General features: G+C 50.4%; 18 protein-coding genes. 8 read left to right on the top strand and 10 right to left on the bottom strand.

Going from position 1 to position 18,014, the window contains the following annotated elements; all coding sequences use genetic code 11:
* Positions 1–58: 58 nt before the first annotated feature.
* The gene (locus FDW98_RS22090; RefSeq protein WP_096759049.1) at positions 59–709 is read right to left on the bottom strand and encodes a LuxR C-terminal-related transcriptional regulator; all 651 of its coding nucleotides are present in this window, start codon (positions 707–709) and stop codon (positions 59–61) included.
* A 467-nt stretch (positions 710–1,176) separates the two neighbouring features.
* Between FDW98_RS22090 and FDW98_RS22085 the strand changes: the two genes are divergently transcribed.
* From FDW98_RS22085 to FDW98_RS22070, 4 genes are read left to right on the top strand one after another with little or no spacing between them, the layout of a single operon-like run.
* Positions 1,177–1,740: a fimbrial protein gene (locus FDW98_RS22085; RefSeq protein ID WP_096759048.1), complete on the top strand. Its 564-nt coding sequence runs from the start codon at positions 1,177–1,179 to the stop codon at positions 1,738–1,740.
* Between the two features lie 52 nt (positions 1,741–1,792).
* The gene (locus tag FDW98_RS22080; RefSeq protein WP_096759047.1) at positions 1,793–2,497 is read left to right on the top strand and encodes a molecular chaperone; all 705 of its coding nucleotides are present in this window, start codon (positions 1,793–1,795) and stop codon (positions 2,495–2,497) included.
* Between the two features lie 23 nt (positions 2,498–2,520).
* A complete protein-coding gene (locus FDW98_RS22075) occupies positions 2,521–4,983 on the top strand; it encodes a fimbria/pilus outer membrane usher protein (RefSeq protein WP_096759046.1) in 2,463 nt (820 codons plus the stop codon).
* Positions 4,941–5,909 carry a fimbrial protein gene (locus FDW98_RS22070; RefSeq protein ID WP_226794592.1) on the top strand — a complete coding sequence of 323 codons (969 nt, stop codon included), beginning with the start codon at positions 4,941–4,943 and terminating at the stop codon, positions 5,907–5,909. The genes FDW98_RS22075 and FDW98_RS22070 overlap by 43 nt, the downstream gene beginning before the upstream one ends.
* Before the next feature lie 76 nt (positions 5,910–5,985).
* Here FDW98_RS22070 and FDW98_RS22065 read toward each other — a convergent pair whose 3' ends face one another.
* Together FDW98_RS22065 and FDW98_RS22060 are read right to left on the bottom strand one after the other, a co-directional pair.
* The gene (locus FDW98_RS22065) at positions 5,986–6,825 is read right to left on the bottom strand and encodes a helix-turn-helix domain-containing protein (RefSeq protein WP_096759044.1); all 840 of its coding nucleotides are present in this window, start codon (positions 6,823–6,825) and stop codon (positions 5,986–5,988) included.
* A 337-nt stretch (positions 6,826–7,162) separates the two neighbouring features.
* Complete coding sequence (locus FDW98_RS22060) at positions 7,163–8,080, bottom strand: LysR family transcriptional regulator (protein WP_096759043.1); 918 nt, start codon at positions 8,078–8,080, stop codon at positions 7,163–7,165.
* A 236-nt stretch (positions 8,081–8,316) separates the two neighbouring features.
* On the opposite strand from FDW98_RS22060, the gene FDW98_RS22055 reads away from it, so the two are divergent.
* The gene (locus tag FDW98_RS22055) at positions 8,317–9,324 is read left to right on the top strand and encodes a zinc-binding alcohol dehydrogenase family protein (RefSeq protein WP_096759042.1); all 1,008 of its coding nucleotides are present in this window, start codon (positions 8,317–8,319) and stop codon (positions 9,322–9,324) included.
* Position 9,325: 1 nt separating this feature from the next.
* Positions 9,326–9,631, top strand: a complete 306-nt coding sequence (locus FDW98_RS22050) for a putative quinol monooxygenase (RefSeq protein WP_096759041.1) — start codon at positions 9,326–9,328, stop codon at positions 9,629–9,631.
* Between the two features lie 39 nt (positions 9,632–9,670).
* Here FDW98_RS22050 and FDW98_RS22045 read toward each other — a convergent pair whose 3' ends face one another.
* The gene (locus tag FDW98_RS22045) at positions 9,671–10,447 is read right to left on the bottom strand and encodes an SDR family NAD(P)-dependent oxidoreductase (RefSeq protein WP_096759040.1); all 777 of its coding nucleotides are present in this window, start codon (positions 10,445–10,447) and stop codon (positions 9,671–9,673) included.
* Positions 10,448–10,594: 147 nt separating this feature from the next.
* On the opposite strand from FDW98_RS22045, the gene FDW98_RS22040 reads away from it, so the two are divergent.
* Together FDW98_RS22040 and FDW98_RS22035 are read left to right on the top strand one after the other, a co-directional pair.
* Positions 10,595–11,539, top strand: a complete 945-nt coding sequence (locus FDW98_RS22040; protein WP_137398956.1) for a LysR substrate-binding domain-containing protein — start codon at positions 10,595–10,597, stop codon at positions 11,537–11,539.
* A 26-nt stretch (positions 11,540–11,565) separates the two neighbouring features.
* The gene (locus tag FDW98_RS22035; RefSeq protein ID WP_096759039.1) at positions 11,566–12,468 is read left to right on the top strand and encodes a carboxylate/amino acid/amine transporter; all 903 of its coding nucleotides are present in this window, start codon (positions 11,566–11,568) and stop codon (positions 12,466–12,468) included.
* Positions 12,469–12,496: 28 nt separating this feature from the next.
* On the opposite strand, the gene nlpA is transcribed toward FDW98_RS22035, so the two are convergent.
* The 6 genes from nlpA to FDW98_RS22005 all read right to left on the bottom strand — a co-directional run bounded on the left by nlpA (position 12,497) and on the right by FDW98_RS22005 (position 17,992).
* Entirely contained in the window at positions 12,497–13,315 is an 819-nt protein-coding gene (gene nlpA / locus FDW98_RS22030; protein WP_096759038.1) for a lipoprotein NlpA, read from the bottom strand.
* A gap of 124 nt (positions 13,316–13,439) precedes the next feature.
* Positions 13,440–14,330 carry an Rpn family recombination-promoting nuclease/putative transposase gene (locus tag FDW98_RS22025; protein WP_096759037.1) on the bottom strand — a complete coding sequence of 297 codons (891 nt, stop codon included), beginning with the start codon at positions 14,328–14,330 and terminating at the stop codon, positions 13,440–13,442.
* A gap of 212 nt (positions 14,331–14,542) precedes the next feature.
* Entirely contained in the window at positions 14,543–15,286 is a 744-nt protein-coding gene (locus FDW98_RS22020) for a 2-dehydro-3-deoxy-phosphogluconate aldolase (RefSeq protein WP_096759036.1), read from the bottom strand.
* Positions 15,273–16,382, bottom strand: coding sequence for a D-glucosaminate-6-phosphate ammonia lyase (dgaE, locus tag FDW98_RS22015; RefSeq protein ID WP_096759035.1), 1,110 nt, complete (start codon positions 16,380–16,382; stop codon positions 15,273–15,275). Before dgaE ends, FDW98_RS22020 begins: the two co-directional genes overlap by 14 nt.
* Positions 16,383–16,385: 3 nt before the next feature.
* The gene (locus FDW98_RS22010) at positions 16,386–17,246 is read right to left on the bottom strand and encodes a PTS system mannose/fructose/sorbose family transporter subunit IID (protein WP_170975230.1); all 861 of its coding nucleotides are present in this window, start codon (positions 17,244–17,246) and stop codon (positions 16,386–16,388) included.
* Positions 17,243–17,992: a PTS sugar transporter subunit IIC gene (locus FDW98_RS22005; RefSeq protein ID WP_003023960.1), complete on the bottom strand. Its 750-nt coding sequence runs from the start codon at positions 17,990–17,992 to the stop codon at positions 17,243–17,245. Before FDW98_RS22005 ends, FDW98_RS22010 begins: the two co-directional genes overlap by 4 nt.
* Positions 17,993–18,014: the final 22 nt, after the last annotated feature.

The following is an 18,014-nucleotide window of genomic DNA, read 5'->3' as shown; positions in this document are numbered from 1 at the left end:
CACGATAATCATCTGGCGCAAAGCAGATACGACGGCTTTGCGCCAACATCAATCAGGATCAGGGGAGTTCATCCAGCATCGGGGTTCTGAGATGGGTGTTTGCCCAACAGGCAGCCTGGGTTCGATTACTCACGGCGATCTTTTTGAAGATATTATAGATATGCGTTCTCACTGTGTTTTCACTGATAAAAAAGGCATAAGCAATCTCCATATTAGATGCCCCTTTCGACACTTCAGTCAGGATTTCATATTCCCTCTCCGTTAGCAGCCAAGCATCGTTATCGGGTTGCGTGCAACCGATATTTTCTTGCAGCGGAGTGTGCGTTGGTTCTGAGCAGGGAGTTTGATAACCTTCTTTAATCACATTAAGCAAATGCTCGATGGTGCAATTGCTGGGGATGACGGACTCGAAATTCGGCCATGACATGCAGTCATACAGCGACAGCGATCTCAGGTAATTGATAATGTAGATCCGTACGTGACATTGATTATCATTGAGCAATCTTGACCATACTTTTTTAATTTTTTGACTGGATGCCTGAATATCATAGAGAATAATGCTTCCATCACAAATGGACGACATATCCGGTCGATTAATATTAATAAAATCAACAAGAATGCCGCCTTTCTTATTGAAATAATCCAACAAGAGCTGTGTCTGTATTGACTGGTTGCTAATCAGTATGATCTTACTGTCCATGTTAAGCATAGATGGCCTTCATTCAAATGATGAGTGAAAATACTTCCCTGGCATTATGGTATACAAAATCAACGTCGCGTAATGACTTAAGATTAAAGATAATCTGATTGCGTTATGAAAATTTAGCTAATTGTGCAATATGATCATTCGGTTTTTTCGAACCCTTGATTATCATCATCTAGCATAGATGAATTAACACCGTCAAAAACACATCAACTAACTGTATTTATTAAATAATTTATTACCATTCCAAGTATTCATTTACCATGATTCAAGATGAATAATAATAACAATTTATGATATCTCATCTTTATTTGCTATGCTTAACATCAATTAATGAGCAAAATACGTTCAATTTACGATATACAACGACAGGTTATCTTACATAATTAATACAGGTGTAAGCCTGATCGAGCGCAATCACTATCTGCGCTAAAACGACCAAGGGATCGGGATATCTAAATAAGGAACGAATTATGAATAAATTATCTATTGTGACGTTAATTACATGTACAGTCTCTATGTCTTCAGCCATGGCAATCGGTAGCTCATGGAACTCCAACCACAATAATGGAACCATTAATTTCAGTGGTTATGTTTATTCCAACTCCTGTCAAATTTTTACCGAAGATCAGGATCAAACAGTGAGACTAAATCCTGTCCAGGTTACAGGTATTAATAAAAATGATTATGTACAAAAAAAAGAGTTAACAATTCGGGTTAAAAATTGCAATATTATTTTCGGTAATTTCGCCCCAAAATTAGCATGGGGTAAAGTAAATAATGTATCTAAAGAGGGATATCTTACAAACACTAGCATAACTGGCCCAAAAAATGTAGCGCTATTATTAAAAGACAGTGATGGCACTCGCATTAATCTTAATAATGAAGAAAATCGATTTGACCCTGAAAGGTATGTCAAAGGGGATGATCCAAAATTCACATATAAGTTTAGCGTGGGTTATATTTTGACCGACGATAAATTTGTAACACCGGGGCCTGTTACAGCACTGATAAAGTATAGCATTAATTATTTTTAAATACACAATGCCATAGTGCTAGCGCTATGGCATTTATTTTGATAGAGGTTCTATGAAAATCTTTGTTTATTTACTGGCTCTGTTTTTCATTTATACAGCACGCGCAAATAATATAGTCGTTAATGGCACCCGGTTTATTTATTCTGAGGGTGCGGCAGAAATCACCATTCATATGACCAATACGGGTAATACACCGACACTGGCACAGGTATGGCTCGATGAAGGTGACGCAGAAAAACTTCCCGAAGAAATTGTCACCCCATTTATCATCTCACCACCCATTACCCGCGTTGATGCGGGTAATGGGCAGTCGCTAAGAATAAAAAAAACAGGCGACAAACATATTATCGCCACCGATAGAGAAACACTGTGGTGGTTAAACATTCTGGATATTCCCTCCGTAGATAAAAGTAAAGTCACAGAGAATTCATCGATGCTTAACTTAGCCATTCGTTCACGCTTTAAGTTTTTCTGGCGCCCGGCGGGCTTAGGTGAACGGCAGAATGCCGAAAGCAAGATGAACATTCTCGCTAACAACGGTGACATAACGCTGGTCAACCCGACACCCTTTTTCATTACGGTTGCGGATGTAGTAACCGCGTCAGGTAATGGACTGCTGAAAGAAGGCGTTATGGTGTCACCCAAAAGCAGCATCACCGTCACCTCAAAACAGAATGTCAGACCCGGTACAGCGGTCATTTTACACGCGATCAGTGATTACGGCGGTGTTGTGGAATTCAAAACGGCCATTAATTAAAAAAGGAACATAAAGGAATAAAAATGGATTTAAGTAAAAGGATCCTTACCTTACCCTATTTAGTGATTTTACATGGCGTATTATTTTCAGTTGGGCTTCATGCAGACAGCAATACCCGTTATGAGTTTGATAATGCCATCCTGATGGGCAATGCTTCACTTAACGATTTGCGTTCCTTTAACACTTCTGGATTACTACCGGGTCAATATATTGTCGATATATATATCAATGATAACTGGCGCGGACGTCATGAGCTGTTATTTAAATATAGTCTCAGCGGGGAGTTAGTCAGCTGTTACTCCGGGGCTTTTCTCAAAGAGATGGGAATTGACCCAAATAAAATGAATGAAACATTGGCCGCACAGCCTTCACACTGTACTAGCATCGCCGAATGGGACCGCAGCGGGAAAGCCACCGAGCAACTCAATACCAGCCAGCTTGAGCTACGCATCACCGTCCCACAGGCCTATGTCAATAATATCGAAAGCAATTATGTCCAACCCGAATTATGGCAACCGGGGATCCCGGCGATTAATTTCGGCTACAACGCAGATTATTACAGCGCCCAGCAGCGGGGGCACAATCGCGCCAGCACGGACAGTGCCTGGCTGGGGATGGATATCCGGAGTTCCGCTGGCGGATGGTTGCTTGAGCATTTTGGTAGCCAGAACTGGGACAACAAAACAGGTAGCCATTACGCCAATAACCGCACGACGTTAAAACGGCCACTCCCCGGCTGGGGATCCATGTTCAGCGCCGGGAAGTTTTATACCGACAGCCAGATGTTCGACAGCATTGCCATTCTCGGTATGGGCCTGGCTTCTGAAGATTTAATGCGCCCGGACAGTACGCTGAACTGGGCTCCCGTTATTCGCGGGGTCGCAGAAACCAATGCCCGGGTAACCATCTCTCAGGACGGACAAACTCTTCACCAGTCCTCCGTTCCAGCCGGGCCATTCTCGATTGAGTCGGTGCTTCCCGCTAATACCGGAGGCGAGCTGCTGGTGACGATTCAGGAGTCTGACGGACGTATCCGTCGCTTTACCGTGCCTTATTCCACTGTCCCGCAGCTACTTAAACCTGGCGTTTCACGTTATAGCGTGGCCATAGGCACCATTGATGAAGATAACTATGATAACGACCCGCTTGCCGCTCAGGTTTACTGGCAGCATGGCCTGAATAACACGCTCACGTTGTATAGTGGAGCGTCCGGGTTTGAACGCTATCAGTCGGCTTTGATCGGTAGCGGCCTCAACAGCGTACTCGGCGCATTCGCCATTGATGCTACGCAATCACGCCTGAATCTCGATGACGATCGCCATCAAGGTCAGCAGTATCGCCTGACCTGGAATCGCACGCTTGTGTGGTCAGAAACCGCGCTCTGGCTGGAAGCCAAATACAGCTCACACCATTTTTATGGTCAACGCGACGCCCTCGATGCACTGGATGCCGCAACATCTGACAACCAATATCAGTCATTACGCGAGAAGCAGTCATACAGCGCCAGCATCAATCAGCCGTTATCGGACACCTGGGGGGCATTTTATTTGTCTGGCTCTCTGAGGAAGTACTGGGATCAGCAGGACAATTACCGTCAGTATTCCGTAGGCTACTCAAATTCATGGGGCAACCTGACCTGGAGCGTATCGGCGCAGCGTTTCTGGAACGAAGATGAACACGGGTCCGTCACCAAAGACGACCAGCTCATGCTCTCATTTAGCTATTTCCTGCCACGAGACAACGCCGGATTCACACAGATTTCCTCTGACAGCTATGCGAATAACGGCAAAGCCAGCAACACACGCCTCGGTTTCACCACCTCCTCCGACGATGAAAATAATATCGTCTGGGGAGCCAATACCGGCTACGCCCGCGGGGGCGATGCAGAATGGGGTGCCAACGGAATGATCCGCACCCCCTACACCTCAATGAATGGGACATGGAGCCAAAGTAATTCGTGGCATCAGGTCAGCGGCGGGATGAGCGGGATGTTGGTCGGCCACGCGGGGGGAATCACCTTCTCACCGGAGAGTTCAGATACTGTCGCACTGGTCTACGCACCGGATGCCGATGGCGCACATCTGGCGGGGGTACCCGGAACCCGCTTCGATAAAAATGGCTATGCCATCATGCCGTGGCTACGCCCGTGGCGCGTTAATGACGTGATAATCGACCCAAAAGGCTCCGCTGACGGCCTGACATTCAGCAAAACCCAGGGAAAAGTTGCGCCTTACGAGGGCAACGTCGTACCCGTCACCTTTGAAACAACATTGCGACGACAGACGATTATTTATCCCCGCCTTTCGGGCCAGCAGAAAATGCCGTTCGGTGCCATTATCCGTGACCGCGACAATAACCATGTTGGCTATGTCGGACAAGGCGGCGCGCTTTACATCGATGAAACCACATCACCAGCGGTGTTTGTTACTCTGGAAAACGGGAAATGTACGGTCGTATTAAAAAGCCAGGAGGCCATATGTCGCTAATACGGACTGCTTTTATTCTGGGTATTGCGTTGGGCATTCATCAGACGGCCAGCGCCGCATGTACCCTCACTACGCAAAAGGTGATCGTACCCCCGGAAACCGTCACGGTAAAACGTACCGTTCAGTCCGGAGGCGTGATCCAGACGCGTACGATTTCGGTGCCCAATGATCAAGGGTCGGAGTGCACGACAAGCCAACCGTTTACCGCCCAGGTGATAGGCGATCAATCGGTAGTGATATCACCCGGCATCCTGCGCAGTAACGTGAGCGGCATCGGTCTGAAAATCTCGCTGGAAACAGCAACCGGGCGCACCATCCAGTGGCCATCGACATTCAAGGCAGCGCCGGACGAATTTAAAAACAGCAAGATCAATATTGAACTACTTAAGCTGGACAGCCGCCTTCCGGCAGCCGCGTCGTCAGGCTCGCTGAATCTGCAGATCAGAAGCGAAGCACAGTCGCAGTCGGTGGTGGATATCGTCCTGCCAGCAAAATACATCACGCTGCTCAACCATTCCTGCACGGTGAAGGGCAACCGCACGATCAACGTAAAATTGCCTAACGTAGCGCTGGAACGCTTTAACGGTCTCCGCAGCACAACAGGTCAAAAACAGTTTTCTGTCGACTTGATATGTAACAGCGATTTCTCCACGCCAGCGCAGGTTACCCTACGTTGGAGCACACGCCATAACAGCCAGGATAACAACATTGGCGTATTACCCAATATCGAACATAAAGGCGCGACAGGAATCGGTATTCAGGTTTTAGACCAACAAAAAAGTCCCATCGACTTTAACTCTACGTTCACATACCAGGCTAAGGAAAAGCTCTCAATTCCGTTTTATGCACAATATTATCAAATGAGTACCGACATAAGTCCCGGGAGGGTTCGCGCTGTATTGTATTTCAATGCCGACTATGAATAGTCATTAATAATGTAAGCGCGCTGGGTGGGATTTGCTCCACGAAAGTGGAGCTTTTTTCGTCAACCATTTTTTATCGTCATTTCTCTAAGGGTATATAATGCTCACAGGTGATTGTCCCACTAATAATATCTTGCGGATTATAATGAAAAATCTCAATATCACAGCCGGGTTTTCTTTTTAACTGATACTCCGACATTAGTTTTAAATAAATATATCTTGAATACAATGGAAACGTTTCTTTCCTGAACCTGAAAGAAAAGCAGGCATATTTTCCAGAAGGGCAATCATAGCGGTTATAAGCGCCCACCGGATGATGATTCTTGCTGCCAATGATAGTTTTTATCTTCAGTCGCGTCGTTGAATTTGGATTGGGAGAAAAATCAGTGAGTGCCCATATATTTTGCTTTAAACTGGAAAGCTGATCGAAAATCAGGTTAAGACGGTGGCGGTGTGAGTTATCGGTTGGCGGGACAGGCGAATCATAACGATACTGAAAACCGGTAACAAAATCATCCGGTAATGTTCGTAACTGTGGTTTACCGACGATAATATCACTGCGATGCGCATACGACAGCAGCGGCGAGAGATCCCAGCTCACACTTTTACGATACTCTCTTGGTGTATACCCCGTTAGCTTTTTGAACTCACGGGCAAAAGTTTGCTGCGAGTCGAATCCCAGCAGTACAGAAATATCGATGATATCCATTGCCGTCAGACGCAAAAAAGAGGCGGCTTTGGTGATCCTACGTTTGCGAATATAGAGACCCACGGGCATATTGATTCGCTGTTTTATCATTCCCTGAATATGTCTTCGGCTATACCCGGAAAATCGGGTAAGGTCGTCTATATCAACACCCGTTGCGCAGTTTTCTTCGATATAAAACAAGACGTCATTAATCGTCATTGCTTTTAACATGCCTTCTCTATCCTCATTTTAAAAAGCATCCGTGCATCCCTTTAAAAACGGGATGAAGAAATAACCCGATATTAGAGAAGGGTATTTTATGTTATATAGCAATGTATGACATGTTAGTCAAACAGATTTAAATAAGTATACATACTTCGTCTAAAACCATACGAAAATACCACATTTTAATATAATCAAATTTGTGGTTATTAAAAATACGCTATTAATTTCGCTAATAATGATTAATAAAACAGCTGCAATTAAACTGATCGGAGTTCCGATGAGTTTAATTTAAAAATAGATTAACGATGATTAAACCGTATTACCACAGGAAAAGCATAGGCGGTTAATCGCGCCCAGCGGGGAGTGCCATCAGCGTTTCACACCGCGCCTTCACGACATCATGCAGCAGTCGTACCGCCGTTGAAAGCTGTTTTCGGTGCGGGCAAATCATATTTAGCGGGACTTTTTCCCCTTGATAATCAGGCATCAGCAACTGCAACCGACCGTCATGCACATCTTCACTCACGTCCAGCCACGACTTATACGCAATCCCTTCGCCGGCAATCGCCAGACGACGGATCACTTCGGCATCGTCGCTCATAAACGTGCTGTTGACCTGCACACTGCTGACCTCACCGTTGCGCGTAAACGTCCAGCGGTCATGGAGCCGTCCGCGTAAGACGAAAGTCATGGCATTTAACGGCGCTAAATCATCTGGTTTTTGCGGCTCACCGTGCTGCATAACCCATTCAGGAGAGGCCACCAGCACGCGTCGATTACCAGGAGCCACGGGCAGTGCGATGTAAGACGCATCCTCGGTATTACCATAACGAAACGCGACATCGACGGGATCTTTAAACACATCAGTCACTTGATCGGAGAAAAAGACCCGCAGGCGCAGGGCGGGGTGGCAACGACGAAATGACTGAAAAACAGGCAGCAGCAGGTTACGCCCGAGATCGGACGGCACCGCAATTTGCAGCGTGCCGGAAATCTCATCCTCTGGCGTCTGAATTTTCTGTAACCCGGCATGCATCACGTCCAGCATCTGACGGGCATAAGGCAACCAGACCTCGCCCTCCGGCGTCAGCCGCAGGCTGCGCGTAGAGCGCGCAAACAAACGGGTAGTCAGCGTGGATTCCAGACGCTTAATCGCGGAACTGACCTGGGCTGGCTGGACGCCAGCTTCGCGTGCTGCATCACTAAAACTGTTAAGCGCCGCGGCGCGGACAAACAACGTGAGATCTTCAAGCCTGAACATTTTCACTTCCCGAGTATAAGTCCTGTCGCCTTGAGGCTATTTTTCCCGTTCTGATGCCGGTTTACCATCGAATTATATCAATTGATATACCCTAAATAATTCGAGTTGCATGAAGGCGGCAAGGGAGTGAATCTCCAGGAGCATAGAAAACTATGTGACGGGGTGAGCGAGCGCAGCCAACGCACATTCAGCTTGAAGTATGACGGGTATAAAAGATTCCTGTAACCGGAGAGATTATGAAAGCCATCGCCATTACCCGCGCCGCAACCGACGGCAGTAACATCGCATTTTTACAAGAGATTGACCTGCCCACACCAGTTGCCAAAGGGCATGACCTGCTGGTTGAGGTGAAAGCGGTTTCCGTTAACCCTGTTGATACCAAAGTTCGCGAGGGGTTCAACGCTGACACCCCACGTGTACTGGGCTGGGATGCGGTGGGCGTGGTGAAATCCGTCGGCGAGTCCGTGACGTTATTCACACCGGGCGACGAAGTCTGGTATGCCGGCGCGCTGGGTCGGGCGGGCAGTAACAGCGAATTTCAGCTGGTTGATGAACGCATTGTCGCGCTGAAGCCGCAATCGCTGGATAACGCCTCTGCCGCCGCCCTGCCACTGACCGCCATCACCGCATGGGAAATGCTGTTCGACCGCCTGGGTGTAGAGGAAAATGGCAACGAAGGCGATGTATTGTTGATCGTCGGTGCAGCGGGGGGCGTCGGTTCTATCCTGACTCAACTGGCGAGTAAACTGACCAAAATGACCGTTATCGGCACGGCATCGCGCCCGGAAAGCCAGAAATGGGTGCGTGAATCAGGTGCGCATCATGTGATTGATCACAGCAAACCGCTGACCGAAGAGCTGGCAAGAATTGGAGTTAAAGAGGTCACACACGTTGCCAGTCTGAACAATACCGAACAGCATTATCAGCAGATTATTGGCGCCCTGGCCCCGCAGGGTAAACTGGCCCTAATTGACGACCCGGAATTCCTTGATGCTCGCCCGCTGAAAGCCAAAAGCATTTCACTGCACTGGGAATTTATGTTCACCCGGTCAATGTTCGAGACTCATGACATCATTGCCCAGCACCAGCTGCTGACCCGCGTGGCGCAACTGATCGACAGTCAGACAATCCGTACCACTCTGGGCGAGCATTTTGGCACTATTTCTGCAGTGAACTTACAAAAAGCCCATGCACAAATTGAAACCGGTCGCTCGGTAGGAAAAATCGTTCTGGAGGGGTTTTAATATGTCTGACGCTGAAGTGATTTCTATTATTGCGGTACTGAAAGCCAAACATGGGAAAACCGACGCCCTGAAACAGGCACTGCAGGCCTTACTGCTGCCCACGCGTCGGGAACCAGGCAATATTGAGTATGCGTTGTTTCAATTGCGCGATACGCCGGATGTATTTTACGTACGCGAATCCTGGCGTGGTCAGGCTGGCCTGGACGAACATATTGCCCTGCCACATTTCCAGACGTTTATCCTGCAAATGAACGATCTGCTGGCCGAGCCGCTGCGTCTGGATTATCTGACACCAATTGCGCCTTAATCTCTCTACGTAATCCCCCGCCACGCGGGGGATATTTAGTCAGGCATTGCGCCCCGCCATCACACCACCATCCACATCCCAGACAGCCCCGGTCACCCAACCAGCCTTCTCAGACAGCAGGAAGGCAACGACGTCTGCAACATCACCCGGCGTACCAACCCGACCTATCGGGTGGAAGCTATCAAAGCTGCTCATCACACCCTGCACGTCCTCTTTCGGGATAAACCCTTCATAGATAGGTGTGTGTACCACCGCTGGAGAAACGGCATTAACGCGAATACCGCTACCCCCCAGTTCAATGGCCAGATTTTTAGTTAAGGCATGCAGACCCGCTTTTGCCATCGAGTAAGCCGAAGAGGGCGTCGCCGCTATCGCTTGTTGTGCCCACATCGAACCAATATTCACGATGGCACCATTAATTTTTGCCGTCACCATATTGCGTACCACGTCCCGGGTAATGAAGAACATCGCACGGTTGAGGCTCATGTACAGCTCATAATCTGCAACTTCATGTTCAATAAACGGTTTCGGGAAGAAAACCCCGGCCGCATTGACCAGCAGGCTGATGTCGCGGTGTGCAGTATTCACCGTTTCCATCACCTGGTGCATTCCGGCTTCTGACATCAGATCCGCAATAATGACCGCGACATCACCCATTGCCGCCAACGCCTGACGCGCCTGCTCAGCTTTATCGGCACGATTACCGACCAGCACCACACGCCCGCCCTCTTTCAGGATCAGTTTCGCAGTTTCAAATCCCATCCCACTGGTCCCGCCCACCACTAACAGTTTTTGTCCGGCAAATAATGCACTCATCGTTAACCTCGTTTCAAAAATACCTTGATGCGCTAAAGATGCCACCCGGCAGAGGTGATGACGAATGAGAAGAAATAGCGACACCAGAAAGAAAATCTATCTCGCAGGCGTATACTGAGAACTGCAAATGAGAAGGGACAAAACCAGATGCGTTTACTCAATCGACTAAAATGGCTACACGCCTTTGAGGCCACCGCCCGCCATGGCAGCTTTACCGGCGCTGCACAGGAGTTGGGCGTAACGCCCGCCGCTGTCGGGCAGTTGGTACGCGCACTGGAAGATTGGGTGGGCCATCCGCTGTTACACCGAACCCGTTCAGGTAAAGAGCGCCTCACGCTGGTCAGTGAAGCGCAGGACGCATTACGCGACATTACCCAAGGACTGGATAACCTCGAATCCGGGCTGAATAAACTGCGCGGTCGTCGGGCACGCTCAGTGGTAATCATCACCGCCTCTCAGGTACTGGTGATGAACTGGCTGATGAGTCGTCTCAACCGTTTCTCGCAGGCGCATGAAAATATCGAACTACGTCTGAACGTGACGGAAAAATTGATGGATGTCGCCCACGGCGAAGCGGATTTGGGCGTGCGCTGCGGAAAAGGCGACTGGCCAGGAGTCAACAAAACCTGGCTGATGGATGAAGAAGCCGTTCTGGTCTGCAGCCCGCGCCTCGCGCCAATAGAAAAAATATCCTGTGGTGAATGGTTGGTCACACAGAAGCTGATCCATGATGATACCCCCCACCACGGTGCCAATTTTCCTTCCTGGGACGATGTCCTGAATGCTACCCATGCTCCCGCTACACGCGAAAGCAGGCTGCACATCAACTCCACCGCCACCGTGATTCTGGCAGCACTCAGTGGTCAGGGTGTGGCCATTGTGCGCCGCGCGCTGGTGCAACAACTTCTTACTGACGGGCAACTGGTCCAACTTCATCCCAACGTCCGCTGGCCTCTGACATGGTCATACTACATCGTCACACCACAGCACGCGGCTATGCGCCCTGAGGTGAAAATCTTTAATGACTGGCTGATGGCGGATGTGCAGGCAGAGATCCATACCATCTCTGATATGATACCTGCACACAAATAAGACAATACAACCATGCCGAGGGAATAATGAGTTCCACCAGAAGAGGGATGATAAACGTCCTGATAGCCGCCGTATTATGGGGAAGTTCGGGCGTTTGCGCGCAGTACATCATGGAGCAAAGTCAGATGTCATCGCAGTTTTTGACCATGACGCGCCTGATTTTCGCCGGACTCATTCTGCTGATGCTCTCGTTTGTGCACGGCGACAAAGTCTTTTCCATCATCAAAAATCGCAAAGACGCCATCAGCCTGCTGATCTTTTCCGTGGTCGGCGCGCTCACTGTACAGCTGACTTTTCTGCTGACCATTGAAAAATCCAACGCCGCCACCGCAACGGTGCTGCAATTTTTGTCACCGACCATTATCGTGGCGTGGTTCTCCGTGGTACGTAAAGCACGACCGGGTATTTTAGTGTTCACCGCGATTCTGACCTCGCTTATTGGCACGTTCTTGCTGGTGACTCACGGCAACCCAACCTCGCTGTCTATTTCCCCTGCCGCGCTGTTCTGGGGGATTGCCTCCGCCTTTGCCGCCGCGTTCTATACCACCTATCCCTCTACGCTTATCGCCCGTTACGGTACGCTGCCGATTGTTGGCTGGAGCATGTTGATAGGTGGCCTGATCCTGCTCCCGTTCTATGCCGGAGAGGGAACGGACTTCGTGGTCAATGGCAGTTTGATTCTGGCATTTTTCTATCTGGTGGTGATCGGCACATCGCTGACGTTTAGCTTGTACCTGAAAGGCGCGCAGATGATTGGCGGACCGAAAGCGAGTATTTTGAGCTGTGCAGAACCGTTAAGCAGCGCCCTGTTGTCGCTGTTGTTGTTAGGGATTACGTTTACCCTGCCAGACTGGCTGGGCACGTTGCTGATCCTCTCTTCAGTGGTGCTGATATCAATGGACTCCCGCCGCCGCGCCCGAGCGGTATAACACCGAGCGGCGCGGCTACAGAGGGTTATTACCAGCCCGGTACCGCGCCACCATTAAAGATTTTCTCCGCTGCCTTAGCGACTTCCGGAGACTGATAGGATTGCAGGAATTCTTTTACGTTCCCGGCATCTTTATTGTCTTCTCGCGCCACCAGAATATTCACATACGGCGAGTTTTTATCTTCGATAAATACGCTGTCATGTACCGGAGAAAGCCCAGTTTGTTGAATATAGGTGGTACTGATGATCGCCACGTCCACTTTCTGATCGTCCAACACGCGCGGCAGCTGTGCGCCTTCCAGCTCCATGATTGTCAGATGACGCGGATTATCAGTGATATCCAGCGCTGTCGGCAGCAGACCGGTACCGTCTTTTAGCGTAATTAATTTTTCTTTTTGCAGCAGCAACAGCGCGCGTCCGAGGTTAGTGGGATCGTTAGGTATCGCAATCGTCGCGCCGTCTTTTAGCTCTGCCGCGCTTTTGATTTTTTTCGAATAACCGGCCATCGGGAAGACAAAGGTATTGCCCACCGCCACCAGTTTGTAATTATGCGCTTTATTATCCTGTTCAAGGAACGGACGATGCTGGAAGACGTTGGCATCCAGCTCACCATGATTAGTTGCATCGTTGGGCAGTAACGAACCACTAAAACCCACCAGCTCAACATCGAGTCCGTACTTCTCTTTGGCCACTTTCTTCGCGACCTCTGCCACATCCTGCTCTGCGCCGTTAATCACGCCGACTTTAATGTGTTTTCCATCACTGCTTTGCTGGTCACAACCTGCCAGCAGTAATCCTGCAAGCAATACCGCAGCCCCGGCCCCGAAATAGGGTTTCTTCAGCTTCACGTTTTTATCCTTTTGAATTAACCGCCCATTGAGTAATGAAATGACTATAGCGGGAAGGCCGCTGCGGTTTAAAAAACGAAAAAGCATCAGCAAGAAGAAAAAGGCATAACGGAAATAAAGGAGATTAGTCGGAGTGTTCCATCAGCTCATCAATGGAAAGCCCGGTAATCAGTAGCACCAGGTCGCGATCGATACCCTTTTCAAGCATGGCATGTGCAATCCGCAACGCTTCATCCAGTTTTCCTTCTTTTCTCCCCGACTCACGTAAACATTCAGCAATGGTCATTAATCTCTCCTTGTGTAGGGGAACGCGCCCGGCCAGCTTACGAATAAACGCCTCAAATCGGGTCGCACTGCCAGACTGTAGCAAGTAATTAAACAGCGTTTCTATTTGGCTGTCATTAGCGTGTTCCTTAACAAGCAGGACCGCCAGCTTATCCACCAATAGCATCAGATCACGCTCGCGGATGTGCTTCTGAACAAGCTCCAGCAAAGCCATCCGCCGATGCTGCATAATTTCATCATCAGACACCACGGTGATGTCCACCAACGGAAACGGTGCATCATAAAGCTGTCGCGCTATCTCTGGCTCTGCAAATTCATCCAGCCAACTCAGCGAAAAGGGATATGGACTTTCCACACCATGGTAAAAAAGTATCGGCACCACCAGGGGTAACGCTTTATGCCCAGCGTCGAGATGACGCTGCATCGCGGCAATGGCATAGCGCATCAGCCGAAATGCCATATGGGCATCCGGAGAGCTTTGATGCTCAATCAGCGCATAGATATAGCCCTTTCCCTTCGTTGTTTGCAGTGACCACAGTACATCGGAATAACTGGCCCGCAGGTCTTCCTCCACAAAACTACCGGATTCAAGCTTCAGTGTGTTCAGGTTGCAAAGGTCGCGTAGCGATTCCGGAAGCCAGATATCCAGGAAATCCCGCGCCGTTTCCAGATGGCCTAAAAACCTTTTAAACACCGCATCATGCGGCGTAGAGGTCATATTTTTTTTCATGGCGATCCATCACCCGCAGTACAAGATGACGGGACCTTACTCGCCTATCGCATTATCCACATCAGGCAACTTTTAAGCCTGCGAGGCGCTTTATAGGATAAAAACTCTCAACGGCAATGCATACATTTTCAGGGAATAATGTTCGCAAAAATGCCCGGTGGCGATAACGCTTACCGGGCCTGTATGTCGGGGGTTATATGCAGGAGGCACTATCACACCAGGCCTTTTACGATCTCCATTAATCTGCGGATATCTTCTGGCCGGGTATTGCCGGTTTGCGGATCGATAATTGAGCTGTAAACGTGTGGCATCACGCGTGGTACACCTGCTTCCAGGCAGGTTTGCAATATGATGCCGAAATTATCAAGATCGATTCCGCCGGTCGGTTCAATCAGCGTCATCCCATTGCGCGCGGCGGCGGTCGCCAGCACGTACAGCTCCGGTAACGACGTCTCGCCGCCCATCGGGAAAAACTTCGCCGCATGCGCCCCTGAATCCTGCATCATGCGCACTGCCGCATCGCAGGACACTCGGGCAGGGGTCCCTTTGCTGCTGCTAACCCCGGTGGAAATAAGCACCTCACCCGGCGTACCTGTCGGGCTAACCAACGCGTTAATGTGGGTCTGCTCCCCCCCCGTAGCCGCCAGGGCACCCGCCGCAAACCCACAGCCGGTAAAGGTCTGATTGACGTGTGCCGGATGAACCGCGGATGCGATCATCGCCGCTTTGTAATACTGCGCCGGGTCACCCGCCCCCAATCCTACGGAAATAGATGGCACCTGCGCCATCCAGCGTTTAACCTCCTGAATGCCGTCTTCTACTGAGGCAAACTGCGCGGAGAGCACGCCGATTACCGCATGGCCCTCGGCGGCGTCGTAGATTTCCCTGGCATTGGCAATATCTTTTGCCAGCACGTTAATCGCCACACGTTGACGATAAAAATTAATCTGCTGCATGGTCTGCAATCTCCTTCAGTCGTGCAACGATCAGCGCCATTTCCCCTTCTGCGACCGTGCGCGGATCAAGGCTAAAGACGCCCTGGTGGAGATTGTAACGGCGAGCGTAAATGGCGATATCACCACCGCGTAGTTGGGATTCGACTTCACGGGCGTCAATACCTAACGCCTGTACATTCACCCGGACACGAATACGCCAGATAGCACGTCCGGCTTCATCCTGCTCAATATCAGCCTCCAGTCCACGAATGGCAGAAATCGCTGCCGCCACGGGCTGTAGCTGATCTGCGGTGACTACAGTTTGCGCCTGATGGTAGTTTTCCAGCGCATAAATCAGCCCGACCATATTCTCCTTGCCGATTTTCATCGCTCTGGCAATACCGTGGTGCTGCGCTTTACAGGCGGCAATCCACGGTGTCTTGCCGGTGATAAACCCGGAGGTTGGCGCGTTAAAAGCTTTTGCCCCGCTGTAGATAATCATATCCGCCCCGCTCGCCACCCAGGCGTGTAAATCCTCTTCGGCGGCGGCATCGACAATCAGCGGCAGGTTGTGAACCTGCGCGACCTGCACAAAATCCGCAATGCTTAACATACCTTTCTGCACGCAGTGGTGCGATTTCACATACAGCAGCGCGGCGGTATTGTCGGTAATCGCGCTTTCCAGTTGCCAGCGGGCTGCCAGATTACTTGAGCCAACTTCCACCACCCGTCCGCCGCCTAAGCGAATCGCACTGGTGATTGGCGCACCGTAATCCACGTTATGCCCGCGCAGCATTACCACTTCGTTGGCCATACCGGTGCTGTCCGGCATCAGCGTGACCCGCGCCTGGTCACCGCGGGTGATGGCGGCGGCCACGGCAATGGCGATACCCGCCGAGGCGCAGGAAGTGACATAGCTGTCCTCAGCGCCGGTAAAGCGGGAGACCAGCTCGCCGGTACGATCCACCAGTCGGTCAATTTCAACAAAGGCTGAAGCCGCTTGCGCCGTTGCCTGCATAACCTGGGGCGCAACGCTGGAGACACCCAGAATCGTCATTTTTCCGCAGGCGTTAATCACCTGTTTTAGCCCCAGTTGTTGATAGATATTTTGCGTCATGGCTTACAGTACTCCCAGCAGCGAACAGACCACGCTGAGCGCCACAATCGACAGCAGAATGGTGGTGTAACGCGGCCCTTTCTTCACCAGGTAGAAGTAAACTGCGAATACCGCCGCCAGCGGCAACAGGCCCGGTGCGATGGAGTCGAGGATCTGCTGCACCACGACCTCAGAGCCTTTCAGGGCGCTGATTTTTAACGGCGTGGTGATTTTGACGTAGCTTGCAGACAGCGCACCCATCATGATCAGGCCCAGCACGTTCGCGCCGTAGATGAGCTCTTTAATTCGCCCCCCTTGCAGCAGGCCGATTATCGAGTCGCGTCCCAGCGTGTAGCCTTTGTGAATCATGCCGTAACTTACCGCCAGCGTAATGGCTGGATAGAGAATTAAGGGGATAATACCGCCCATCGCGCTGCCATTGGCAGCGAATGGAATGAAAATAGCGATTAACAGCGGCATTACGGCGGCCCAAATGATGGAGTCCCCCATCCCGGCCAGCGGCCCCATCAAACCCGTTTTAATCCCGGTGATAGAGGCGTCGCTGATCGGTTCGCCGCGCGTTTTTTGCTCCTCCATCGCAATGGAGATCCCCTGAATCACCGCCCCAAACGTCTGTTCCGAGTTGAAAAAGTTCAGATGGCGTTTTAGCGCTTCCACCTGCTCCTCTTTTTGCGGGTAGAGCTTTTTGATGATCGGCGTCATCGAGGCGCAGTAAATCAGACTTTGCAAACGTTCATAGGAGCTGGATACTTCCGCACCCAGCCAGTAAATAAACCAGGCTTTGGTGATGTCGGCTTTGGTCAGCGTGCCGCTTTCTCGTGCGCGCTCGACCAGTTCATGCTGCATTACGTCGCTGCTCATTATGCTGCTCCTTCATTTTTCGCCAGACCTTTAATCAGGAAGGCCACGCAGGTACCAAAGATTGCCATCGCCATGATGTCCACCTTCAGGTACAGCACGGCAAAGAATCCACCGATAAACCACGGCAGCAGGCTTTTTTTACCGATCACCATAATGGTGATGGCGAAGCCCAGCGCAGGCAGAATGCCGCCCATAATTTCAAAGGAGTGGGTCAGCCAGTGCGGCATCAGCTTGAGGAAGCTTTCCACCACGTCCTGACCAAAATAGTTGGCGGCAAAGACCACCGGGAAGCGCAGTACCAGGCCGAGTAACGCCGGATAAAGAAACGCGCAGCGCATAATGCCTGCCATGTTCGCCGTTTCCGCATGCTTATCCGCCATATGCACCCACGCCGCGTTCAGCGTACGGCGCAACTGGTCGAGGAACACGCCGATCACGCCAAACGGGATCGCCAGCGCAATGGCCAGATTCGGGTCCATTCCCGCTTTCACGGCGATAGGAATCGAGATACAGGCGGCCAGCGCGGGGTCTGACGGGACGTTACCGCCCGGCGTGGAGGTGACACCGAGATAAACCAACTGCATGCCGGCGCCAATGATCATCGCGGTTTCCATGTTGCCTAAAAGCAAGCCCACGAAAACAGCAATGACAACGGGCTGAAGCAGCATGGCGGAGAAGGTGTAGCCTAAACGTAAACGGGCAAACCAGTAATACAACCCCATCAGGCTTGCGAAGACTAAAGTATCCATAGTGTTATCCCATTATCAAAGG

Origin of the sequence: Citrobacter sp. wls711, assembly GCF_005281055.1 — a bacterium.
Taxonomy (GTDB): Bacteria; Pseudomonadota; Gammaproteobacteria; order Enterobacterales; family Enterobacteriaceae; genus Citrobacter; species Citrobacter gillenii.
This window is presented reverse-complemented; position numbering and strand designations above follow the sequence as displayed.